This is a genomic window from Candidatus Jidaibacter acanthamoeba (assembly GCF_000815465.1).
Taxonomy (GTDB): Bacteria; Pseudomonadota; Alphaproteobacteria; order Rickettsiales; family Midichloriaceae; genus Jidaibacter; species Jidaibacter acanthamoebae.
This window is the reverse complement of sequence record NZ_JSWE01000141.1, coordinates 1-21,489: the sequence shown is the minus strand read 5'-3', so window position 1 is coordinate 21,489 and position 21,489 is coordinate 1. Positions and strand designations below refer to the sequence as shown.

24 protein-coding genes and 1 tRNA gene are annotated in these 21,489 nt (G+C 34.9%); 16 read left to right on the top strand and 9 right to left on the bottom strand.

Annotated features, from left to right (window positions below):
• Nucleotides 1-3 precede the first annotated feature (3 nt).
• Both NF27_RS07185 and NF27_RS07180 read left to right on the top strand, forming a co-directional pair.
• Nucleotides 4-672, top strand: coding sequence for a glutathione S-transferase family protein (locus tag NF27_RS07185; protein ID WP_039457600.1), 669 nt, complete (start codon nt 4-6; stop codon nt 670-672).
• A gap of 20 nt (nt 673-692) precedes the next feature.
• Nucleotides 693-1,793 carry an anhydro-N-acetylmuramic acid kinase gene (locus tag NF27_RS07180; protein WP_039457642.1) on the top strand — a complete coding sequence of 367 codons (1,101 nt, stop codon included), beginning with the start codon at nt 693-695 and terminating at the stop codon, nt 1,791-1,793.
• On the opposite strand, the gene NF27_RS07175 is transcribed toward NF27_RS07180, so the two are convergent.
• Nucleotides 1,750-2,454 (bottom strand): alpha/beta hydrolase, encoded by a 705-nt coding sequence (locus NF27_RS07175; RefSeq protein ID WP_038540231.1) that lies wholly within the window; start codon nt 2,452-2,454, stop codon nt 1,750-1,752. The genes NF27_RS07180 and NF27_RS07175 overlap by 44 nt on opposite strands.
• Nucleotides 2,455-2,631: 177 nt before the next feature.
• Between NF27_RS07175 and NF27_RS07170 the strand changes: the two genes are divergently transcribed.
• The 6 genes from NF27_RS07170 to NF27_RS07145 are packed head-to-tail and all read left to right on the top strand — an operon-like array spanning nt 2,632 to nt 6,894.
• Nucleotides 2,632-3,060 carry an Rrf2 family transcriptional regulator gene (locus tag NF27_RS07170; RefSeq protein ID WP_053332666.1) on the top strand — a complete coding sequence of 143 codons (429 nt, stop codon included), beginning with the start codon at nt 2,632-2,634 and terminating at the stop codon, nt 3,058-3,060.
• Between the two features lie 8 nt (nt 3,061-3,068).
• Complete coding sequence (locus tag NF27_RS07165) at nt 3,069-4,190, top strand: cysteine desulfurase family protein (RefSeq protein WP_039457592.1); 1,122 nt, start codon at nt 3,069-3,071, stop codon at nt 4,188-4,190.
• Between the two features lie 9 nt (nt 4,191-4,199).
• A complete protein-coding gene (locus tag NF27_RS07160) occupies nt 4,200-5,417 on the top strand; it encodes an IscS subfamily cysteine desulfurase (protein WP_039457588.1) in 1,218 nt (405 codons plus the stop codon).
• A 45-nt stretch (nt 5,418-5,462) separates the two neighbouring features.
• Nucleotides 5,463-5,849, top strand: a complete 387-nt coding sequence (gene iscU, locus NF27_RS07155) for a Fe-S cluster assembly scaffold IscU (RefSeq protein ID WP_039457586.1) — start codon at nt 5,463-5,465, stop codon at nt 5,847-5,849.
• Between the two features lie 22 nt (nt 5,850-5,871).
• Nucleotides 5,872-6,240: a HesB/IscA family protein gene (locus NF27_RS07150; RefSeq protein WP_053332665.1), complete on the top strand. Its 369-nt coding sequence runs from the start codon at nt 5,872-5,874 to the stop codon at nt 6,238-6,240.
• A 6-nt stretch (nt 6,241-6,246) separates the two neighbouring features.
• Nucleotides 6,247-6,894, top strand: a complete 648-nt coding sequence (locus NF27_RS07145) for an O-methyltransferase (RefSeq protein ID WP_039457585.1) — start codon at nt 6,247-6,249, stop codon at nt 6,892-6,894.
• On the opposite strand, the gene NF27_RS07140 is transcribed toward NF27_RS07145, so the two are convergent.
• The gene (locus tag NF27_RS07140) at nt 6,884-7,654 is read right to left on the bottom strand and encodes a type III pantothenate kinase (protein WP_039457582.1); all 771 of its coding nucleotides are present in this window, start codon (nt 7,652-7,654) and stop codon (nt 6,884-6,886) included. The two genes, NF27_RS07145 and NF27_RS07140, sit on opposite strands and share 11 nt — an antisense overlap.
• A 143-nt stretch (nt 7,655-7,797) precedes the next feature.
• On the opposite strand from NF27_RS07140, the gene NF27_RS07135 reads away from it, so the two are divergent.
• The 5 genes from NF27_RS07135 to NF27_RS07115 all read left to right on the top strand — a co-directional run bounded on the left by NF27_RS07135 (nt 7,798) and on the right by NF27_RS07115 (nt 12,860).
• On the top strand, nt 7,798-9,012 hold the full coding sequence (locus NF27_RS07135) for a pyridoxal phosphate-dependent aminotransferase (RefSeq protein ID WP_039457633.1): 1,215 nt from the start codon (nt 7,798-7,800) through the stop codon (nt 9,010-9,012).
• Nucleotides 9,013-9,154: 142 nt separating this feature from the next.
• Nucleotides 9,155-10,921, top strand: coding sequence for a hypothetical protein (locus NF27_RS07130; protein WP_039457579.1), 1,767 nt, complete (start codon nt 9,155-9,157; stop codon nt 10,919-10,921).
• Nucleotides 10,922-11,158: 237 nt separating this feature from the next.
• The gene (gene rpsD / locus NF27_RS07125) at nt 11,159-11,776 is read left to right on the top strand and encodes a 30S ribosomal protein S4 (protein ID WP_039457630.1); all 618 of its coding nucleotides are present in this window, start codon (nt 11,159-11,161) and stop codon (nt 11,774-11,776) included.
• A 28-nt stretch (nt 11,777-11,804) separates the two neighbouring features.
• Nucleotides 11,805-12,185 carry a dihydroneopterin aldolase gene (locus tag NF27_RS07120; protein ID WP_161791829.1) on the top strand — a complete coding sequence of 127 codons (381 nt, stop codon included), beginning with the start codon at nt 11,805-11,807 and terminating at the stop codon, nt 12,183-12,185.
• A gap of 144 nt (nt 12,186-12,329) precedes the next feature.
• Entirely contained in the window at nt 12,330-12,860 is a 531-nt protein-coding gene (locus NF27_RS07115; protein ID WP_039457575.1) for an SspB family protein, read from the top strand.
• Nucleotides 12,861-13,013: 153 nt separating this feature from the next.
• Here NF27_RS07115 and NF27_RS07110 read toward each other — a convergent pair whose 3' ends face one another.
• Entirely contained in the window at nt 13,014-14,024 is a 1,011-nt protein-coding gene (locus tag NF27_RS07110; RefSeq protein ID WP_039457573.1) for a polyprenyl synthetase family protein, read from the bottom strand.
• 284 nt (nt 14,025-14,308) lie between these two features.
• On the opposite strand from NF27_RS07110, the gene NF27_RS07105 reads away from it, so the two are divergent.
• Both NF27_RS07105 and NF27_RS07100 read left to right on the top strand, forming a co-directional pair.
• The gene (locus NF27_RS07105) at nt 14,309-14,896 is read left to right on the top strand and encodes a ribonuclease HII (protein WP_039457571.1); all 588 of its coding nucleotides are present in this window, start codon (nt 14,309-14,311) and stop codon (nt 14,894-14,896) included.
• Between the two features lie 56 nt (nt 14,897-14,952).
• On the top strand, nt 14,953-16,092 hold the full coding sequence (locus NF27_RS07100; protein ID WP_039457570.1) for a hypothetical protein: 1,140 nt from the start codon (nt 14,953-14,955) through the stop codon (nt 16,090-16,092).
• A 34-nt stretch (nt 16,093-16,126) separates the two neighbouring features.
• Here NF27_RS07100 and NF27_RS07095 read toward each other — a convergent pair whose 3' ends face one another.
• The 5 genes from NF27_RS07095 to NF27_RS07075 form a co-directional block, all read right to left on the bottom strand.
• Nucleotides 16,127-17,437 carry a hypothetical protein gene (locus tag NF27_RS07095; protein WP_039457568.1) on the bottom strand — a complete coding sequence of 437 codons (1,311 nt, stop codon included), beginning with the start codon at nt 17,435-17,437 and terminating at the stop codon, nt 16,127-16,129.
• A 198-nt stretch (nt 17,438-17,635) separates the two neighbouring features.
• Nucleotides 17,636-17,968 carry an iron-sulfur cluster insertion protein ErpA gene (gene erpA / locus NF27_RS07090; RefSeq protein WP_039457567.1) on the bottom strand — a complete coding sequence of 111 codons (333 nt, stop codon included), beginning with the start codon at nt 17,966-17,968 and terminating at the stop codon, nt 17,636-17,638.
• A 22-nt stretch (nt 17,969-17,990) separates the two neighbouring features.
• Nucleotides 17,991-18,077, bottom strand: a tRNA-Leu gene (locus tag NF27_RS07085).
• Nucleotides 18,078-18,177: 100 nt separating this feature from the next.
• Nucleotides 18,178-19,215, bottom strand: a complete 1,038-nt coding sequence (locus NF27_RS07080; RefSeq protein ID WP_039457566.1) for a patatin-like phospholipase family protein — start codon at nt 19,213-19,215, stop codon at nt 18,178-18,180.
• Nucleotides 19,216-19,243: 28 nt separating this feature from the next.
• Nucleotides 19,244-20,026: a 3-hydroxybutyrate dehydrogenase gene (locus NF27_RS07075; protein ID WP_039457564.1), complete on the bottom strand. Its 783-nt coding sequence runs from the start codon at nt 20,024-20,026 to the stop codon at nt 19,244-19,246.
• A 208-nt stretch (nt 20,027-20,234) separates the two neighbouring features.
• On the opposite strand from NF27_RS07075, the gene NF27_RS07070 reads away from it, so the two are divergent.
• A complete protein-coding gene (locus tag NF27_RS07070) occupies nt 20,235-20,621 on the top strand; it encodes a hypothetical protein (protein ID WP_152606866.1) in 387 nt (128 codons plus the stop codon).
• Nucleotides 20,622-20,756: 135 nt separating this feature from the next.
• On the opposite strand, the gene NF27_RS12510 is transcribed toward NF27_RS07070, so the two are convergent.
• A partial coding sequence (locus NF27_RS12510; RefSeq protein WP_039457561.1) for an ankyrin repeat domain-containing protein occupies nt 20,757-21,489 on the bottom strand: 733 nt, incomplete at its 5' end.

The following is a 21,489-nucleotide window of genomic DNA, read 5'->3' as shown; positions in this document are numbered from 1 at the left end:
TATATGCTAGAAATTTATCACCATCCTATTTGTCCGTTTTCAAGAAAATTAAGAATTGTGCTTAATGAGAAAAGGGTGGAATTTGAGTTGATTGCGGAAAAATATTGGGAAAGGAGAGCTGAATTTGCAGCGCTGAATCCTGCGTGTGATACGCCTGTAGTAGTAAAACAGGATAATGTTATTTTATGCAGTAATTCCGCTATCTTTGAATATTTTGAAGAAGTGATGAGTGAAAAAAACTTAATCGGAGATTCTCCGCTTGAACGAGCTATAGTTAGGAGTGTTTGTGATTGGTTCGATAATAAATTTTATACTGAAATCACAAAATATTTAGTAACGGAAAAATTTATTAAAGTGGTAACGAAAGTCGGTGAACCTAATTCTAATGCTATAAGGGCAGCTAAAAAAAACTTAAGCTATCACATTGATTATATAGATCACCTTTTACAAAAAAATGATTATTTATGCGGTGAGAAAATAACTTTAGCGGATTTTGCGGCGGCTGCGCAAATTTCAGTTTTAGATTTTATAGGAGATATTTCCTGGGAAAGAAGTCATCGGGTCAAGCATTGGTATGCTTTAATTAAATCCAGGCCCAGCTTCAGACCCTTATTATTTGATAAAGTGCAGGGGATATTTCCTCCTAAAAATTATGCAGATCCGGATTTCTAAAATTGATGATGAGAGAAAAGATGAAACTGTCGGACGAGAATAATCCTTTATTTGCAATAGGGCTTATGAGTGGCACCTCATTTGACGGGGTGGATGCCGCGCTGATAATTAGCGACGGTGAAAATAAAATAGAGTGTGGGCAGGGGATTACTTTGGATTATCCTATAAGCGTTAAACATAAACTAAGAAACATTAAATCTGCAGGTCTTAGTGAGCTTATAGAGATTGAAGATGAAATTACTCATTTACATATAGAAGCAGTAAAAGAGGTATTAAAGTTAAATAACTTAAAGGCCGAAGAAGTACAGCTTATAGGTTTTCATGGTCAAACGGTAATACATATACCTGAAAAGCATTTAACTTGGCAGATCGGTAACCCGAGTTTACTTGCTTATGAAACAAGAATAAATGTGATAAGTGATTTTAGAAGAAAGGATCTTGCTGCTAAAGGATTGGGAGCTCCTCTTGTACCAATATTTCATAAGGCATTAGCTGCAAACTTAGCTAAACCCTGTGCTATTTTGAACATTGGCGGCGTAGCAAATATCACGTATATAGATCAAGATGAGCTAATTGCTTTTGATACCGGCTTCGGTAATGCTCCCATTGATGATCTTCTTAATAAAAGGTTGGATATCGAGTATGATAAGGGCGGACAAATTGCCTTCAGCGGAAAAGTCGATGACGATATAGTAAACAAGTTTTTAGTCCAAGATTATTTTTCCAAACTCCCACCAAAAGCTTTAGATAGAAATGCATTTGATTTTAGCTTTTTAGAAAGTATGACAACAGAAGATGGGACTGCAAGTTTAGGTGCAATCATTGCTGAAACAGTAAAGCGCGGAATATCATTACTACCTAAAAAACCACTACATTTATATGTTTGCGGCGGCGGAAGAAAAAATAAATTTATAATGAAATGTTTAAGTGATCTGCTTGGTATCAAAGTAACATCTATAGAAGAAATTATAATTGAAGGGAAGCCTCTGGACGGGGATCTTATAGAAGCGTATGCTTTCGGATATCTTGCGGTACGCAGTCATAAGAATCTCTACATCAGCTTCCCTACAACAACTTCTAGCCGGCATCCGGTAGTTGGCGGCGTCTTCTGTCGCGCTTAACTTTTCTTGGTCTTTGCATTACTGCTATACGTGGCTTAATATAATTTTCTATGGCTTCATTCAGCTTATCCAATTCTCCGGCAAAGAAGTGATCGGCATTATTAACCGGGACGTACTCAACATTAGAATCTCTCTGCTTTTCAAGCTTTTCATATAGATTGTAAACTGCTTCTTCGGAGACGACCGTATCTTTAGTACCCTGAATAATTAACCCTTGTGCCGGGCAAGGTGAAAGAAAATTGAAATCATAAGAATTAGCCGGAGGCGAAACAGCAATAAACCCATTTACTTCAGGCCTTCTCATTAAGAGCTGTAAAGCTATCCATGCACCGAAAGAAAAACCGCTGATCCAATAACTGGAGGCTTCAGGATTTTGGGTTTGTAACCAATCCATTGCAGCCGCGGCATCCATTAACTCACCAACCCCGTTATCAAAAATACCGGTTGACTTGCCTACCCCTCTAAAATTAAATCTAAGCACGGAAAAGTTATTCTTAACAAAAGTATAAAACATATTGTAAACAACCTTGTTATTCATAGTGCCGCCATGCAGCGGATGGGGGTGCAGTATGAGTGCAATCGGAGCTTGCGGATCCGGGTTTTGGTGATATTTGCCTTCAATCTTCCCTGCTTGCCCGTTAAAAATAATTTCTTTTACCATCAAGGTGCTCCTTAAAAATTTCTTAGTATTTTATTAGGTTATTGTTGAAAACATAAGGAAAATACATTATATATTTCATTAACAATAGCCAAGTAAAACATTGGGTTTTTATATTAAATCATATTTATATTATAATAAAGCATTTGAATTTTAGAAGTAAAGAATTGATGAGGGAAGATGTTTTTAACAACAAAGGGTAGATATGCAGTTATGGCTATGGTTGATTTAGCTATAAATGATGGTGGCTTTCCGCAAAAGCTATCTTTGATTTCCGAAAGACAGGGTATTGATATTGCATATTTAGAGCAAATATTTGCTAAATTAAAAAGCGAAGGATTGGTTAAAGCTTTTAAAGGGCCGGGAGGTGGTTATAAATTAGCGGCTGTGCCGGCGGAAGTTAAAATATTTGATATTATGGCTGCAGTTGAAGAGCAAATTAGGATGACCAGATGCAATAATAAAAGTTTAAACGGGTGTGCCAGAAATAGTAAAAGATGTGAAACACATGAACTATGGGCGGAATTGGAAGCGCAAATTTCTAATTTTTTAAGTTCAGTGTCACTTGCAGATGTTTGTAACGGAAGAATTACCAAAAAGAGTGCGTAAGAATAATTATGTCATTAAGCGAAAAAATTTATTTTGATCATAACGCGACTACATTGCTTCTTAAAGAAGCAAGAGAAGCGATGGAAGAAATTGCTCATCTTCCGCTTAACCCCTCCTCCGTACATTCTTACGGCAGATATGCAAAAAAACTTTTAGAGGATGCAAGGAATGAGGTTGCTAGCGCTCTATGCGTAACAGATCAGTATAAAATAGTTTTTACCGCCTCAGGAACGGAAGCAAATAACTTAGCTATTAACGGAATGAAGGGATACACTTGTATTACCTCGCAAATTGAGCACCCGGCGGTTTTGAAAGTGGTGGGAGAAGGGTTAATACCAGTGGGCGGTAACGGGGTGATTAAATTAGATGTTTTAGAACGGATTTTGGCTACTTCCGATAAATCGATACTGATTTCAGTAATTATGGCAAGTAATGAAATCGGAGTAATTCAGCCGATACATGAAGTAGTAAAGCTTGCACGAAAATATAAAGCATTAGTGCATACGGATGCATCGCAATATATCGGTAAAGCCGGAATAAATATAGCTGAGCTTGATGCCGATATGGTAACAATTTGCGGCCACAAATTCGGCGCACCGATTGGAGTCGGTGCTTTGATATTTAAAAAACATTTACCGCTTAGTTCTATATTAAAGGGAGGGGGGCAGGAATTTAGGTTTCGGCCTGGAACGCAAAATATTCCGGCGATTCATGGCCTTGGCGTTGCATGTAGCAAAATTAAACAGATCATAGCTTCATTTACTAAGCTGGAAAAATATAGAGATTTTTTAGAAGAAGAAATTATGCGGATAGCTGAAGATTCGATAATATTCGGTAAGAATGCGGCAAGAGTGCCGAATGTTTCATCTTTCTCCATGCCGGGTGTGAACAATGAAACGCAGGTAATTCATTTCGACTTAAACGGATTTGCGGTGAGTACGGGTGCTGCCTGTTCTTCAGGAAGAGTGGATGTGCCTTATGTACATATGGCAATGGGATATGAGCAAAAGCAAGCGAGTTGTGCAATACGCGTGAGTATGGGCGCAGAAAATACTTTAGAGCAAGTGAAAAAATTTATAAAAGTTTGGCAGGATTTATATTTAAAAACCAGATTAACCGATGCAGCATAGGAGAAGATTATGACTCAGTTAAAACTTCCGATTTATATGGATTACCAGGCAACTACTCCGACTGACCCGAGAGTAGTGGAAGAAATGCTTCCATATTTTACCCATAAATTCGGTAACCCTCATTCAAGAAGTCACTCATACGGTTGGGAGGCGGAGGAAGCTATCGAACAAGCCAGGGAAGATGTTGCAAAACTAATAAATGCGAGTGCAAAGGAAATTATTTTCACTTCAGGCGCAACCGAATCTAATAACTTGGCGATTAAGGGCGTAGCTAAATTTTATCGCGATCAGCGAGATCACATCATTACCGTTCAAACTGAACATAAATGCGTTTTAGATACTTGTAGACACTTGGAGCAGGAAGGATTTAAGGTGACTTATCTGCCGGTTCAACCGAACGGTTTAATTGATCTAAATAAATTAAAAGAAGTTATTACCGATAGAACCGTTATAGTTTCTATAATGGCGGTAAATAATGAAATAGGAGTGATTCAGCCCATAGAGGAAATCGGGAAGATATGCAGAGAAAAGGGAGTTTTTCTGCATACTGATGCAGCACAGGCTTTCGGTAAAATTCCGCTTGATGTAATCGCCATGAATATAGATCTGATGAGTATTTCAGGCCATAAAATTTACGGGCCTAAAGGGGTAGGCGCATTATTTGTCGGCCGTAAACCAAGAGTAAGGATAGAGGCAATGATAAACGGCGGCGGGCAAGAGAGAGGAATGCGCTCAGGGACTCTTCCTACTCCGCTTATCGTCGGTTTAGGGGTCGCGGCAAAAATTGCACGTGAAGAGATGACGGAAGAAACCAAAAGAGTTGAAAAACTTGCGGATAAATTCTTGAAGGAGATAATGAAAATCCCGGAAGTTTATATTAACGGTGATCCGAAAGCTAGGATACCCGGGAATATAAATATCAGTTTTTCCTGTATTGAAGGTGAATCAATGATCGGGGCAATTAAAGATTTAGCGGTTTCTTCAGGCTCTGCGTGTACTTCCGCTTCGCTTGAATCGTCTTACGTGCTTAGAGCGTTAGGGGTAGATGAGGAACTTGCGCATACCTCAATAAGATTCGGTATCGGCAGATTTACCACTGAAGAAGAAGTAGATTACGCAATACAATGTGTAAAAAATAGTGTACAGAAATTAAGGGATTTAAGTCCGTTATGGGAAATGCTGCAGGAAGGTGTTGATCTTAAATCAGTTAATTGGGCGGGACACTAAGATAAATATAAGAATATGAAAAAAAGTTAGTTTAGGAAAAAGGTTATGGCATACAGTAAAAAAGTTATAGATCACTATGAAAACCCTAGAAATGTGGGGTCATTTGATAAGGAAGAAAAAAACGTCGGTACGGGGTTAGTCGGTGCGCCGAGTTGCGGAGACGTAATGAAACTTCAGATTAAGGTTAATCCTGTAACTAAAGTAATCGAAGATGCTAAATTTAAAACTTTCGGTTGTTTATCAGCTATAGCATCAAGCTCGTTAGTTACGGAGAAAGTCAAAGGTAAAACCTTGGATGAAGCTTTAACAATAAAGAATGTTGATATTGCGGAAGAATTATCATTGCCGCCGGTAAAAATTCACTGCTCGGTACTTGCAGAGGATGCTATTAAGGCTGCAATTACTGATTTAAAACAATCTTTAGAAAAATAAAATTTGGAAGAAGAGTAAAAATATGTCACAAAGTAGTGAAAATAATTCCATCAAACAGAGGCCGGCTGTAATTACTTTGACTGATAAGGCGGTCGAGAGAGTGAAATACCTTATCGAGAAGAGGGATAAGCCATGTGCAGGTATTAAAGTAGGGGTTAAGTCGGGAGGCTGCTCCGGACTTGCCTACACTTTTGAATATGCGAATGAGAAAAGTGCCTTTGATGAAGAAATAAATGAAAAAGGAGTAACTATCTTTATAGATCCTAAAGCGGTTTTATATTTAGTAGGAACTACTTTAGATTATGTAGATGAAAAAATTAAATCGGGTTTTGTTTTTGTGAACCCGAATGAAAAAGGCTCCTGCGGCTGCGGCAAATCATTTAATGTTTAAATAAAAATGGCACGTGACTTTGAAGCTTCGGCAATGATCAAATATATAAGAGCGCTATGTGCTCAAGAAGATGAAGAGCTAATAAAGATTAGGCAATCCGCCCCTGCCGATAAGCAGGGTATTCAAATCGGCGCTGAAGAAGGAAAGTTAATCTATATAATACTAAAGCTTATTAAAGCTAAAAATATTTTGGAAATCGGAACATGTGTTGGTTATTCCACGCTTTGGTTAGCAAGAAGCTTGGAGGCTGGGGGAAAGGTAATCAGTATAGAAAAATCAACCGAGCATTATAATATTGCAAAAAGCAACCTTGAAGCGAGTTTAGAAAGAGATAAAATCGAGCTGATCAACGATGATGCAAGCAACATAGAGAAATATATAAGCGACATAGCATTCGATGCGGTTTTCATAGATGCCAATAAGCAAGGTTACCCGTTATATTTGGATATTGCTTACACTTTACTGAAATCAGGCGGGCTTATCGTTGCGGATAATGTATTTTTATTTGGAGCTATGTATGATAACGATATTAATGCCCCGCCAAACCTTAAAGCAGCTATGCAGGAATTTAACCGAAAAATCAGTGATCCTGAAAAATTTGAAAGTATTATTATACCGACTAAGGAAGGATTAAGCATTACAATTAAGAAATAATTAATTGAGAATAAATATATAATCCTCTAAGTACTAAATCAGGGATAATATACTCAAAAATCTTTTCTTCTTTATATATATCGGAAAAACCACCGGTTGCAATTACGCTTGACTGCTCATTGGCAAAAAATTTACTTTTAAAGCGGGCGGTCAGCTCTTTAATTGCGCCTAAATGGCCGTAAAATAAACCGATTTGTATACTGTCAACGGTAGTTTCAACAATTCCTATATCTATCTTTTCTATTTTTATTAAAGGGAGCTTTGCCGTTGTGCTGTTTAAAGCCTTAGCCGATGTTTTAAGTCCGGGCATGATTGACCCGCTTAAAAGTTCGTGGTTTTTACTGATTACACAAACTGTAGTTGCAGTACCTAAATCAACTATAACTAAATTTTTATTCGGAAATAAGGTAGTTGCACTAATAAAATTAGCCACTCTGTCGGCACCTAAACTTTCCGGGAGCTTACAATTTTTTATTTTTTTATAATTCTCTACATTTAAGAATATAGGAGTGAGAGCTAGATAGCGTATACATGCATTAGTAATTTGGTAATCCAACTCCGGAACAACAGAAGAAATTATAATTTGCTTTATATATTTTAAATTGATGTTTTGTTCATATAAAATAGCTTTCAAAAAGATGCCATAGGCGTCGGAAGTGATACCATCATTTGTAGCATGTCTCGCTTCAGCTATAAGCTGTTCGTTACTATATACCCCGCAATGTATTTGAGTATTGCCTACATCAATACATAAAATCATAATTTTCCGTTTATTAAAGATTTAAGGTTAGCTTTAATTCTTTGAGTAATAAAAATCAATATGGATTATTTAAGTGGGTAGATTTTATTACACATATGTTTTATATAGAATTCATATTAAATAACTTGATTGGTGTTAATATTATGGCTACTTCTTCGGAATTTCTCGCTACCAGACTTAAACTTATTAAACCGTCTCCGACGCTTGCAGTGACTGCAAAAGCTCAGGAGTTAAAAGCTATGGGTAAGGATATAATCGGTTTAGGAGCGGGTGAGCCTGATTTCGATACCCCGCAAAATATTAAAGATGCAGCGATTAAAGCGATAAATGACGGGAAAACTAAGTATACCGCAGTAGACGGCATTATAGAACTTAAGCAGGCTATATGCAGAAAATTTAAAAATGAGAACGAGTTGGAATACACTACTAAGCAAATAACGGTAGGTTGTGGTGCAAAGCAGGTAATCTTTAATGCACTGCTTGCTACCCTTAGTCCGCTTGATGAAGTGATTATACCTGCGCCTTATTGGGTATCCTATCCTGATATGGTTGCGCTTGCCGAGGGTATTCCCGTGATAGTTAATTCATCGGTAGAGAATAATTTTAAGATTACCCCGCAAGCTTTAGAACAAGCGATTACCAATAAAACCAAGTGGCTGATTCTTAATTCACCGAGTAACCCAACCGGATCTGCTTATACTTCCGATGAACTAAAAGCCTTAGCGCAAGTGTTACTTAAATACCCGCATGTCAATATCATTTCCGATGATATATATGAGCATATTATGTTTGATGGTCAGAGGTTTTATACCATCGCCCAAGTTGAGCCTAAACTTAAAGAAAGAGTATTAACGGTAAACGGAGTTTCTAAATCATATTCAATGACCGGTTGGCGCATAGGTTATGCAGCAGGTTCCGAACCTTTGATAAAGGCAATTTCCATTATTCAATCGCAAAGCACTTCAAACCCTTGTTCTATCAGTCAATATGCAACACTCGAGGCATTAAATGGCTCTCAGGATTTTATAAAGCCGAATGCGGAACTGTTTAGAAAAAGAAGGGATTTGGTTGTGAAGTTATTAAATGAAATTACGGGCATAAAATGTCAAAACCCGAACGGGGCATTTTATGTGTTCCCGAGCTGTGAAGGACTGGTCGGAAAGCGCACTCCGAGCGGCAAAGTTATTAATAACTGCTGTGATTTCACCGAATATTTACTTGAACATGCGCTTGTAGCGGTTGTGCAGGGTGCAGCATTCGGCATGGAGAACTTTTTTAGAATTTCCTATGCAACCTCCGAAAACATTTTAATCGAAGCTTGTAAACGGATTAAAACTGCTTGTGAAGTGTTGAAATAGCAACAAAATTAAGAGTTAAGTAGCTCTAAAAAGTTCAAAAATAGTAAGGGTATAACAGGTGTTTAACCTAGAAATTAATCTTTTATTTTAAAATTAGTTGCGCTACTTTTATTAAGTTAACTTAATAAGAGGGAAGAAATTTATGGAGAATACAAAGCATTACTTAAATGATTTATTAAATAAGAAGTCGCCTATAGCAAAGGATAAAATGATTGAACTTATAAAGTCTAAGGCAATCATAGCGGATATTGAGTACGGAGAGGGGATATTAGAAAATGCTTTGCAAACAGTAGGGCATTTATATGATATAGTTAAAGCACTATATAAAGAAGCAAACGACAATACCATAGAAGCGAATAACATTATTTTGCTATATTATAAAAACCAGGAATTAAAGCAATATAGCCGTGAAATTGATAGAGTGGCATTAAGTACATATGATAATAAAGTCTTATTCTATGGAAACTTTCAGCTAAGTGTGATGATCGGTAAAAATGTAGAGGAAAAACTGGATATAACACTTCCGTGCCTTACAATAAATTATTTATTTAGTGGTGGTATAGATATAATATTTACAGCCGCTGAAATCCAACCTGCTATAGAAAAAATAAAGCGTGGTATGGAAAGTTTAATACTTGCTCGCAAGGATATTAAAAATTTGCAACATGATTTAGAAGTTGCTAAAGAGAAGCTGGCTATCGAGTTTTTAGATTTAGAATATTTAAATTATAAAGAAATATCCATAGAAAATATATTAGAAGAAGCAAAACAAGAAAATTTAGCTAAATTTAGCCCTTCACATAATATAGATATTGATGAATTTAGCAAATTTATCAGCACTTACACTTATAATGACATTTACCCGGACAAAATTAATCTTGCTCATGATGAAAATATATTCAACAATATTGAAGGAAAAGAAGCAACAAAACATTTTATTACTAAGGATGAGGCAGAGCAACTATACTCTAATGAAGATATATATAAATATATATGGAAGCTTAAAGATAAAGAATTTATTACATCTGAAATATTAGAGCTAATTTTTACGCAAAAAATATTATCTATTCAATCGCAAATGGGTTCGTCAAGCAGAGACAATAGAGAAGTTTACAATATTAAGTTTCAAGCTAATATGGATGCTATCCGCAAATTAGCGGAAAAATTGAAGCAGGGTAGAGAAAATGATGAAACTTTCGAATTCCCTAATAACAATGCGGAATATTCAGGCTCAGGCAATACGGGAGCAAAAATTAATATTTTGGAAGAAGATAAAGCCCGGGAAGCTAGTGAAATAATGAATAAAGCTAATGATATAGTTGAGCAAAACCTACTTCTTACTGACTATCTAATTGATAAAGCGCATTATATGCTTGGAAATAATCTTTGTAAAACATATATGCTTTATGTGCAGAGCCCATATAGATTTTTTTATAACTACAATGAAAACGGCGAAGTTGATAAAAGCAAGCTTTATATAACAGATGAAGATGTAATCAATTTAGGTAATGTTTATTGTGATGTTGCTAAAATGCAAAACTTGGTTTTATATCAGTATGCAACAGCGTTAAAAACTATACAAAATGATTACGGGGCACATAGTGCGACTTATAAAACCATATTCCAGGATCTGGGCGGTGTTATTAGTGATATAGCTAGTAAGCTTTATGGGGATGAAAGCGTGAAAGATAATCTTTCGGATTACAGTGGATTTTTTGAGCTAATGAGTGGAAATGAAGCTGATAACCCTTTATTTGCTGAATTTAGGGATCAATCTCTATATGATCAAATGCTGCAAATCTCCTCCGCAACGGAAAATATTAAAAAAGATATACTTGTAATACAGGCCGAATTAATGGAAGGTGCGGAAAGCTATTTTGAGTTGGACATGGAGCTTTTTGCTGCTTAATCTAAGTTAAAACAAGATAAAAGGTGTTACTATAATACTGAAAAAATACCATATAGCGCCTTTTAATCTTTTTAGTTATTGTTTTATTCCTTTACTACCCTATTTCACTAAGTTTAGCTTATTCTTAATCAAAGCATGGCGTATGCACTCAAAATTAATTATATATTAGTTGACATAAAGTATGCAAATTTGTATAAAAAACAACTTAAGAACGAGAAAACTTATAAATGGAATCACGTGTCAAAAAGATTAAATAGAAAGTTTGGGGTTAGCCGTAGGTTGGGAGTTAACCTATGGGGTAGAGCGAAAGATCCGGTTAATACCAGAAATTTCCCTCCGGGCGCACATGGAGTTTTAGGCTATCGTAAACTTACTGATTACGGTGTGCAGCTTCACGCTAAGCAAAAACTTAGAAAGTATTACGGTAACATTACCGAGAAGCAATTTAGAAAGATTTACCAGGAAGCTGCAAGAAGAAAAGGTGATACCAGTGAAAATCTAATCGGTTTACTTGAATCAAGGCTGGATGCAGTAGTTTATCGTGCTAAGTTCGCACCTACTCCTTTCGCAGCAAGACAGTTTGTAAACCATAAGCATATCACTGTTAACGGTAAAGTAGTTAACATCCCAAGCTATAAGTTAAAGCCCGGTGATGTAGTTGAAGTTAAAGAATCTTCAAAACAACTGTTAATTTTACAAACCTCAATGCAATCCGGTGAGAGATCAGTGCCGGAGTATATTCAGGTAGATGAGCATAAATTCCAAGCTACTTATTCTAAAGTACCGGAATTTTCCGAAGTACCATATCCGGTTATAATGGAACCGCATTTAGTGGTGGAATTCTATTCAAGATAATAAATTGATTAAATTAAATAAAACAGCAATGCAGCACAGAAGCGGAAATAAAAAGCTTAACTGTGCTGTTATTGTTTCCGGCTATGCTGTATTAGTTAAAGTGGGAGTAGGGGAAGAGGAAAGGTCAGCTCCGCAGAAATTATTAGTTGATATTAAACTTCATTACCCTGAGCTTCCGCTAGGGTGTGAGAGTGATGATATAACTGATGTTATCTGTTATGATCAATTATGTAGTAAAGTGCATGCCTTACTTTTAGATAAAGAATTTAAGTTAATTGAGCATATAGCATTTTATATTTACAATAACCTTAAATCTTGTTATTTAGATTATTCCTTTAATATAAAGGTTACTAAATTTCCAAGTATAAAAAATCTTGAAGGTTATACCGCATTTGAAATTACTGAATAAAATATTTAAAAAAAATATTTCTGTTTACCATTTGTTAACATTTTAAGTATAAAAAATAGTATAGGGGAGATGGTTTTGTATACAGCTATCGAAAGTTAGAGTTAAAGTTTTTGTTAATTTATCGAATTGTAAGAGAGAATTTTTATGAGCAGAAATATTATTGATTATGGGAAACTTGTAGATGAGGCAATGCATATTATTGTATGCAAAGTTTTAAAAGTTGTAGAAAAAAATGGGCTTCCCGGGGAACATCATTTTTTTATTTCATTTATTACTAAGCATCCTGCAGTAAAAATCTCAAAAGCTTTGCTTGAAAAATATCCGAGAGAAATGACAATAGTACTGCAATACCAATATCAGGACTTAAAAGTTGATAGTAAAGGTTTTGGAGTAACTTTAAGCTTTAACGGTCATAAAGAGTGCGTCTATATTCCTTATTCGGCAGTAACTACTTTTGCAGACCCAAGCGTACAATTCGGTTTACAGTTTAGAGAAATAGAATACGACTATGATGAGGTGGATATTGAGTTTCTTGACGATGAAGAGTTTGAGGATGAGCAAGCTAATATTAATCATAACTTGAAATCTAAATCCAAGGGAGAAAAAAGAGAGAAAAGGGATAAGAAAACTGAAGGAAATAATGTAATTTCTTTAGATCAATTTAGAAAAAAGTAAATATAACCAATTAAGTTCGAAAATAATATAAGTTACTCACATCTCGAATCCCCCTTTATTCGTTTTAATATTATAAATTATAAGCTGAAATATTATTGAAAAAATTATATGCTCAGTGCCTGCCAAGGTGAGCTAAATAGTAATTATTGAAAATTAATGGCTTCTGTTTAGTAGCTCGATAATTAAATTTTTAAATAATAATTTAGTCTCAGAATCAGGGCATATTTCTAGAGCTTCTAAGCCTTGTTCGACAAATTGCCTTGCTACATTTAAAGCCTTATCAAAAGCATCATATGCTTTCAAAATTTTAACACATTCTAAAAACATAGAATCTTTATTTTCAGAGGTAATAACGGTTTCAAGAAACTTCTTATCTCTTTCATCAGCATTACTTAATGCAATGATGAACGGTAGGGTGACTTTGCCTTCTCTAAAATCCCCGCCGGCTTTTTTACCGAATTGCTCGTCATTGGTCGTGTAATCTAATACATCATCAACAATTTGGAATGCCATACCTAAATTCATACCGTATTGTGCCAGTGCTTCCGCATACTCCGGTTTACCGTCTGCAATGACAGCTCCAACCTCGCATGCCGCAGAAAATAATTGTGCAGTTTTGGAATGTATTAACTTAAAATAATCTTCTTTAGTTATATTTATATTAGAAATATTTGAGAGTTGCCACACCTCACCTTCCGAAATAATGGCGGAAGCATTTGAGAGTATTCTTAATGCCTGAATAGATGAAGTTTCAACCATTAATCTAAAAGCTTGGCTAAACAGATAGTCGCCGACTAAGATACTTGCCTTATTCCCCCATAATTGGTTTGCCGTTGCTACTCCTCTTCGTGTGCTGCTTTCATCGATGACATCATCATGCAGGAGGGTTGCAGTATGAATAAATTCTACTGAGGTAGCAAGCAAAACATGCCTTGAAGTTTTTATATCAAACATATGCGCACAAGCAAGAGTTAATATAGGTCTAATCCTTTTGCCGCCTGAGTTGGTAATATAATTAGTAATAGTAGGTATTAGTTCCGTAACTTCGCTTTTAGCATAATTTAAAATTATTTGATTAACTTCTTCTAAATCAGCTTGAACCAGGTGCTTAAGCTTTATTACGCTGGAATTTGAATTATTATTAATTTCTTTTGTGCTGGGCATTATATATTTTTAACCTAGATAACTTTAAGGCGTAAACAGGCTCCTTTTTCTTTAAGGCAATTGTATAGGTCTTAAAGCTTAGAAAGATATTAAACATATATAAATATATTTTATTCTTTTTAGAACTTCATACTTCAAACTTCCTTATTATAATCATTTTAAAAGAGCCTAGCATATGTCTGCAAAATAAACATATCCCTTAATAAACGCAAATGTTATTTATGCAGAATTTATAGTTGCTTAAATAGAATAGTTAAATTATTTCATATTAAAAAGATAATTATATGCCGGATTTAAGTATTGAGGAACAGGTAGGCGGAGTGGTAGCCGGAGTTGATGAGGCGGGTAGAGGTCCGTTAGCAGGTCCGGTGGTCGCAGCGGCTGTTATAATTCGCAACCCTGCATTATTAGGCCAAGTAAATGATTCTAAAAAACTTTCAAAACTTAAGCGGGAAAAACTTTTTAGCTTAATAAAGGAAAATGCGGAATATGGAATAGCACTGGCAAGCGTTGATGAAATTGATGAGCTGAATATTTTACAGGCGACACTGCTTGCAATGCGCCGAGCTATAGGATTGATAAAAATAAAATTTGATAATATTCTTATCGACGGCAATATCTCTCCTTATAAAAAACACGAAAATATATTTACGATAGTCGGAGGGGATGCTAAGTCGTTATCTATCGCCGCCGCCTCAATTTTAGCTAAAGTCACTAGGGATGGTATTATGAATGGCCTTCATATGTCTTACCCTCACTATGGTTGGGATAAAAACTCAGGTTACGGAACTAAATCACATATTGAAGCAATTAAAACATTAGGCATAACAACCCATCATAGAAAAACATTCCTGCGAAACATCTCTAGTTAACCATTTGTTAACTATTTATAGAATAGTATAATTATAAATTAGCGAGCAGGAATGCTATGCAAAGCATAGAATCAAATAAATATAATAGTTTAACGACTAAAATTAATACTTATAAGCCGGGTGCTCTAGATTTCTTCGGGTATGATATAAGCGGTAAAAGAAAAAAACTTATTAAGGATCTGATTGAATCTTTAAAAGAGATAAGAGAAGAGGACTTAACACATTATTTGGAAAGCCTAAAGAAAAGTTTACACCAAAGAAGAATAGATCAGGATATATCTTTAGGTGTTTTCTTAAATGTGCTTAAAGAAAAAGATTATGATTTTAATGAGGTGGATAAGTCTATAAAAAGCCTGCTTAAAGCAGGAGAGCGCCCATATCATGATGTAAAATTAAATTTTGAATTAAGCCGAGAAGAGCAGCAGATAATAAAAAATATACTCGAAAAAATGAAATCCTCTTCTTCAGTAAAGATTGCAATTGAAGAAGTAATAAACGATTGGCTTAAACGTAATATGTTTAATTTAAATAAATTACAGCCTCAAAACAAACTTGGATATGAGCAAAAAGTTTTGAGAATATTAAAAGATATTTCTCAAGTCATTAACCCTGAAGCAAAACAGGACTATACAACAATTCCTGAAAAATTCTCTTTAAATAGAGAGGTTACTCCCGATGTAGAGGGTGAACTAATTGAAGTGATTTGTTTATATGTCGCGAACAATGCTACCTTGAATCAGCCGGAAGATTTTACTAAAGAAAGGGCAAAGCTAATAGAATCATTGCCTACGAATTTAAAAAAACTTCATACGGAATATTCTAGGCAAAGCATTCTGCAAGTAAACAGCTTAAGGCTATTAAAGGTTTTCCAGAAGACCAAAACTATTGAAAAATTATCCTCCTCACTACTAGAGATATTCCAAGACGAAAGCCTTTACAGTACTTTTAAAAAGCATATAGCTGAGATTACAACTATAGAGCATGGTAAGCTAAAATGGAAAAATGAATTAACCAAGGAATTACTTGAAAGCAATGAATTTCAAAATTTAATTCAGGCTTCCATAGCCGGAGCTCATCTTGAAGCAAAGGAATACCCAAAGCTGTTAAAAAAAATAGAAACTTTTAGTTATAAACCAAAATCCTTAGACGTTCCTGAAAGCTTAGCTACCAAAAATGCTACCGGAAGAGGAATCTAAACTTAAAAGTTTCTATTTTTCAACACTAAGTTCTTTATAAGCTTAAATAAGGCTGTTTATAATCATTGAATCTACTTTTAATAGAGTCAGCTACTTTTTCTAAGTTTATATCTTTTAGTACTATATATGATCTACCGTTATGGTTTTCTAAAATAAATCCTAATGTTAAGGTTGTTGAGAACAGGCTTAACAGTTGCTCTTCTTTAATGCTGTCATCTATTAAGTAAGCAGCGTCAACTAAAGTGCGGTTTGACCCATATCTGTAATAAGCATTGAATTTAAGGTTTGTAATGGAGGAAAGTAATAAAGCACTTTGTTGTTCGGGTATTATTTTATCCAAAGAGATAGTATGGTCATAACTTATAAAAATGGCTTCATGAAAATTAACTTTTTCAATCAGTTCATTTATTGAGTTAGAGTCGCGTGCTATAGATATAAGCTCTCCTAAAATTAATTTATATTTATCTAAAAAATTATTTTGCTCAGCATTAAGACTAAAGTTGTTTTTAATGCATGTAAGGTAGCTGCTTAAAAGAGTAGAGATATTTACTTGAGGAGTACTTAAGGCTTCAAAAAAAGGAGCTTGATTATATACCTTGTTTCCGGCAAAAATACTTTCAATTTGGGCAAAAGGAGTTATATCATGAGTACAGAATCTTCTACTAATTTGTTTATTAATTTCAAGGCTTGAAACAAATGCGCTCCCTAATTTTCCATAGAATATCGGTTCAGCAGGATCATCTTGCATCTGAGGAGTATCCAAATAAGCAGAATTTTTCTTTGCAAAAAATTGTCTCATAGCTTCTTCGTAATTATCATAATAACTGATTACTGCTCCTTTCGGTAAATTTAGTATTTTTTCTTGAATGAGTTCTTTTCTTGTATGAGGAACTAATATAGTAGCCTGATTAGTTAAGGTATATGATCCAAAGGTAAACATGTCTTCAATATATCCGCCGACAATCTGGGCTGAAGCAACTAAAGGGTCTATTATTATATAAGGGTTTTCACCAAAACCGGAGTGCTCACCATGCGGGTTTGCTAGGGAGTTAAGCGAGAAATGTACAGAGGGTCTTAATATACTAAAAAGAATTGAAATACTTCTAGAATAGTGCTCATTAAAATATAAACTATTTTTTTCATTAAATTGAAAATTTAAACGTGGATAAATAATACCTTGTTCAGGAAAAAATTGAGTAGCATGACATAAATAAAGTTTATTTATGTCAGCATGCTTTCTTCCTGCTACATGGTTAAATTGTTCTGACAATAAAAGTTGTATGGGTTCAAGCTTAGAATAATTTTGTAAAACTTGTTCCACCTGCTTGCTATCTAAACTGCGCATATACCCTTCCAATATATTTAAATGTTTATGAATTATAATAAAATAAAAGTGGTTATGTAAGTCTATTTTTGTAATTTAATTCTATATTGCAAGAAAAATTCATTAAAGTTAAATGTTAAGTATATTCTTAATAATTGTTTTTTAAGATATTTTCAGTATTAACCGGTAAAGTAATAGTGATTAATTGAAGCGAAATAATTAAATTGAAAAAGAATTACCGCAACCGCATTTTGCAGTCGCATTAGGGTTCTTTATTACGAAACTTGCACTTCCTAAATCCTCTTCAAAATCCAGCATAGAACCTTTTAAAAGTTCTAAAGACATATCATCAACCAATACTTCTGCACCGTTTAAAGAATAAATCCTATCTTGTGGTGAAGGTGTAGCATCAAGTGCGAATTGATATTGAAAACCCGAACAACCTCCACCTAAAACACCTATTCTTAATTTTAAATTAGGGTTCCCCTCTAACTCTTTAAGTTTAAGAATTCTTCTAGCTGCGGCTTCACTTAATGCAAAATCTTGAATCATATATAAAAAGCACAATCTCTAATGGTGCGGCTGAAAAGACTTGAACTTTCAATCCCTTTCAGGAACAACGACCTCAACGTTGCGTGTCTACCAATTCCACCACAGCCGCATATTTGTGAAATAATATATACCATAAGTGAATGAATCTTTGCAAGGCTTATAGCTTAAAAATTTAATTAGCAGCGGTTTTTTATAATTTTAACTTTAGTTTAGCCGATATGATCATCACCATTTTCAAGAATTTCTTTTTTAAGATTAACTGAAGATTTTTTACCTATTTTGTCAAAATTCTTTTCTAACCAATTTTTCGCCTCTATGCGCCCTAAATCACGAAGATTGGTTAATGATACCCAGCTGGCATCAAACTTAGTAGAAATATCAAAATCATGCAAAGCTTCATCAGCGCGTATTGAGTGCATAAGAATATTGCGTAGTTTATGCTGATATTCATCTTTTATCCATCCTTCCTCAATTAGCTTATTAACAAAAGCGATCGCTCTAAACTCATGCAATAAAGAAGCATTAAAGGTAATTTCATTAATGCGGTTCATAATTTCACTAGCTTCAGTCGGAAGCTTACTGCGAACTATAGGGTTGATATGTATAATGATTACATCTCTGGTAGTACCTTCATAAAATAGAGGAAAAATTGCGGGATTTCCTATATATCCGCCGTCCCAGTAATATTCATCCTTTATTTTCACTGAATGAAACAGATAGGGTAGGCATGCTGAAGCGAGTACTACGTCCAGGGATAGTTCTTTGTTATCAAATACTTTGACTTTACCGGTGCGGACATTAGTTGCACTAATAAACAGTTTTGTACAATTACATGATTTCATCTCTTCGAAATTAACCGTTCTTTCAAGCACGTCTCGAATAATATTTATATTGTTAGGATTAAATTGATATGGAGAAACTACATGGCTCATTGCATCAAATAAATTAAAAGTCCATTTTTTTAATATATCATTGAAAAAAGGCGGGAATTTAGGAGCAAGTGATCCGACTGATTGGCTAATATTATACCAAAAATTATGGAGCGCTTCTCTCGCCCCCTCTCTGCCGCCTTTCATTTTACCATATGCATAAACTACAGCATTCATAGAACCCGCACTTGTTGCACACATACCGTCAATTGATAAACGTCCGTCTTCAAGTATCTTATCCAGTACTCCCCAGGCGAAAGCTCCATGAGCACCTCCGCCTTGTAAAGCCATATGAACTATTTTTTGTTTCTTCTCCATAATCTTTTTTCCTATATTTTAGCTTGTTTTAGCGTGCTGTCCAGCCACCATCAACCGGGAGTGTTGTTCCTGTGATCGATCTTCCTGTTTCACTACATAAAAATAGAACCGTGTTTCCTATATCTTCAATTGTAGTGAACCTTAGCGAAGGTTGTTTCTCACTAAGTAAATTTTGAGTTGCTTCATCAATTGTAATGCCTTCATTTTTAGCTCTATCTTCTATTTGTTTTTGAACGAGGGGGGTATGTACCCATCCCGGGCAAATTGCATTACAGGTAACATTTAGAGTAGCATTTTCAAGAGCAACTGTCTTTGTCAAGCCTACTATGCCGTGCTTAGCTGCAACATATGCTCCCTTATTCGCTGAAGCAACAAGGCCATGGGTGGAAGCTATATTTATAATTCTTCCGAAATTTCTTTTTTTCATACTGGGTAGAGCAGCCTTAATTGTATGAAAAGCACTTGATAAATTTATGGCTAAAATAGCATCCCATTTATCATCAGGAAATTCTTCTATAGGGGCAACAAATTGAATGCCAGCATTATTTACCAGTATATCCAAGCCGCCCAATTCAGCTTCGGTTTGTTTGACCATCTCTCTAATTTCTTCCGGTTTACTCATATCTGCCGGTGAGTAAGCAACCTTAACATTGAATTCTTTTGATAAAGCAGTTTTTAGCTTTTCAATATCTTCTGCATTACCAAACCCATTTAACATAATATTTGAGCCCATTTCTGCAAGCTTATGTGCAATACCGAGCCCTATACCACTTGTTGATCCCGTTACAAGTGTAACCTTCCCTTTTACCATAATTCCCCCCTTTTGCAGTTCTACTTAATTATTATTTAGTATGATAACTAGAAATAACCCTTATTTATATTATTATAATATAATTAATATTTATTATAAACCTTTAATAAGCTTAAAACTTTTATAATTTTAAAAATAAAACTTCAGTATTGTAATAGTTGTTAAATTATTATAAAATTATGTAGAAATTAAACTTGATTGCTCGCTAATGAAACAAGTAGTTTATATCATGGTATTGTTTGCTCTTTCAGCTTGCGGGTCAATATATGAAACAAGAAAAAATTATATCCCTCCGCAAACTGATACCGGAAGGTTCTGTGCCAACCAGTGCTTAACCGAACTTAACAATTGCTATTTCAGGTGCGAGCAGGATAAAGCAAACTGCCAGACGGTAGAAGATATTAAGCGCTATACGGAAACTATTATTAAACAGAATACTAAAGACCCGCATGATTTTAATGATTTATCAATATATTCCAGATCGTGCTCGGATTTCGACTGTAAAATGAGATGCGAACAAAATAGAGATTACTGTCATACTAATTGCGGTGGACAAATTCAATCATATAGGGTATGCACAGCATTTTGTAATTAATTTATTTGGTTGATTAAATATGGATCATATAGAGGTTCTTATCCTATATGTATAATTATTTGGTAAATAATTATATCAGCATTAATTAAAGTAATCCCGGGGAGTGTAAAAAACCCTGGTGTTTTAGAATAATGTTTAGAATCCCAAATGTTGTGTATTGGAATCCACCTTTTGCTCAATCATTTGACGTACAAAACTGCCTCTATTATGAAATTTTACTTGTGTCATAGGAAAGTGTGAATACTTAGCTTGTTCAGTTACTTTGCTCATAACATCACTTACTTTTTTCATATGATCCACACTTGCTGCACCTGTAGCAAAGGATAAAATCAAGCGGGTGAGTTCGCATGGTATATTATTCCTATTTTGCAGTTGTGTTTCCAATTGTTGCTGGACATCTTTACAAACTAATTTTAAATTGGCTAACTCTTGGGTAACCCTAAAATGTTTTTCCATGTCCATATAAGGCTCAAGCTTATAATTATTGATAGTTTCGCTTCTTTCTGGTTCTGGAATAAGTCCTAATAATTTGTTTAATAGTTTGGAATATCCATGACTGGCAGCAGTTGTTAAGACCAGATCTGTTTTAGCATGACTTAATATTTCATCTCTCTTGTTATCGGAAACATGTTCGAGTATTAAATCAAATATTTCTGCACTACCGCTCTGAGCATTTGCTAGAAAAACCTGATTATCCCATGCTTGAATCATTTCCTCTTTTTTATTTTGATCAGGAGTTGATTCTAGTAATAGCTCAACTATTTTTACATGGTTATATCTAACGGCTTCTATAAAACCTAAATTTTCATAAGTATGAATCATCTCCTCTCTCTTTGTTTGGTCAAGAGCATACTCAATTAATAACTGT

Bases quoted from the DNA above. Each gene is read 5' to 3' on its own strand.
- NF27_RS07185 (WP_039457600.1), top strand. From the start codon at position 4: ATGCTAGAAATTTATCACCATCCTATTTGTCCGTTTTCAAGAAAATTA.
- NF27_RS07180 (WP_039457642.1), top strand. From the start codon at position 693: ATGAAACTGTCGGACGAGAATAATCCTTTATTTGCAATAGGGCTTATG.
- NF27_RS07175 (WP_038540231.1), bottom strand. From the start codon at position 2,454: ATGGTAAAAGAAATTATTTTTAACGGGCAAGCAGGGAAGATTGAAGGC.
- NF27_RS07170 (WP_053332666.1), top strand. From the start codon at position 2,632: ATGTTTTTAACAACAAAGGGTAGATATGCAGTTATGGCTATGGTTGAT.
- NF27_RS07165 (WP_039457592.1), top strand. From the start codon at position 3,069: ATGTCATTAAGCGAAAAAATTTATTTTGATCATAACGCGACTACATTG.
- NF27_RS07160 (WP_039457588.1), top strand. From the start codon at position 4,200: ATGACTCAGTTAAAACTTCCGATTTATATGGATTACCAGGCAACTACT.
- iscU (WP_039457586.1), top strand. From the start codon at position 5,463: ATGGCATACAGTAAAAAAGTTATAGATCACTATGAAAACCCTAGAAAT.
- NF27_RS07150 (WP_053332665.1), top strand. From the start codon at position 5,872: ATGTCACAAAGTAGTGAAAATAATTCCATCAAACAGAGGCCGGCTGTA.
- NF27_RS07145 (WP_039457585.1), top strand. From the start codon at position 6,247: ATGGCACGTGACTTTGAAGCTTCGGCAATGATCAAATATATAAGAGCG.
- NF27_RS07140 (WP_039457582.1), bottom strand. From the start codon at position 7,654: ATGATTTTATGTATTGATGTAGGCAATACTCAAATACATTGCGGGGTA.
- NF27_RS07135 (WP_039457633.1), top strand. From the start codon at position 7,798: ATGGCTACTTCTTCGGAATTTCTCGCTACCAGACTTAAACTTATTAAA.
- NF27_RS07130 (WP_039457579.1), top strand. From the start codon at position 9,155: ATGGAGAATACAAAGCATTACTTAAATGATTTATTAAATAAGAAGTCG.
- NF27_RS07120 (WP_161791829.1), top strand. From the start codon at position 11,805: ATGCAGCACAGAAGCGGAAATAAAAAGCTTAACTGTGCTGTTATTGTT.
- NF27_RS07115 (WP_039457575.1), top strand. From the start codon at position 12,330: ATGAGCAGAAATATTATTGATTATGGGAAACTTGTAGATGAGGCAATG.
- NF27_RS07110 (WP_039457573.1), bottom strand. From the start codon at position 14,024: ATGCCCAGCACAAAAGAAATTAATAATAATTCAAATTCCAGCGTAATA.
- NF27_RS07105 (WP_039457571.1), top strand. From the start codon at position 14,309: ATGCCGGATTTAAGTATTGAGGAACAGGTAGGCGGAGTGGTAGCCGGA.
- NF27_RS07100 (WP_039457570.1), top strand. From the start codon at position 14,953: ATGCAAAGCATAGAATCAAATAAATATAATAGTTTAACGACTAAAATT.
- NF27_RS07095 (WP_039457568.1), bottom strand. From the start codon at position 17,437: ATGCGCAGTTTAGATAGCAAGCAGGTGGAACAAGTTTTACAAAATTAT.
- erpA (WP_039457567.1), bottom strand. From the start codon at position 17,968: ATGATTCAAGATTTTGCATTAAGTGAAGCCGCAGCTAGAAGAATTCTT.
- NF27_RS07080 (WP_039457566.1), bottom strand. From the start codon at position 19,215: ATGGAGAAGAAACAAAAAATAGTTCATATGGCTTTACAAGGCGGAGGT.
- NF27_RS07075 (WP_039457564.1), bottom strand. From the start codon at position 20,026: ATGGTAAAAGGGAAGGTTACACTTGTAACGGGATCAACAAGTGGTATA.
- NF27_RS07070 (WP_152606866.1), top strand. From the start codon at position 20,235: ATGAAACAAGTAGTTTATATCATGGTATTGTTTGCTCTTTCAGCTTGC.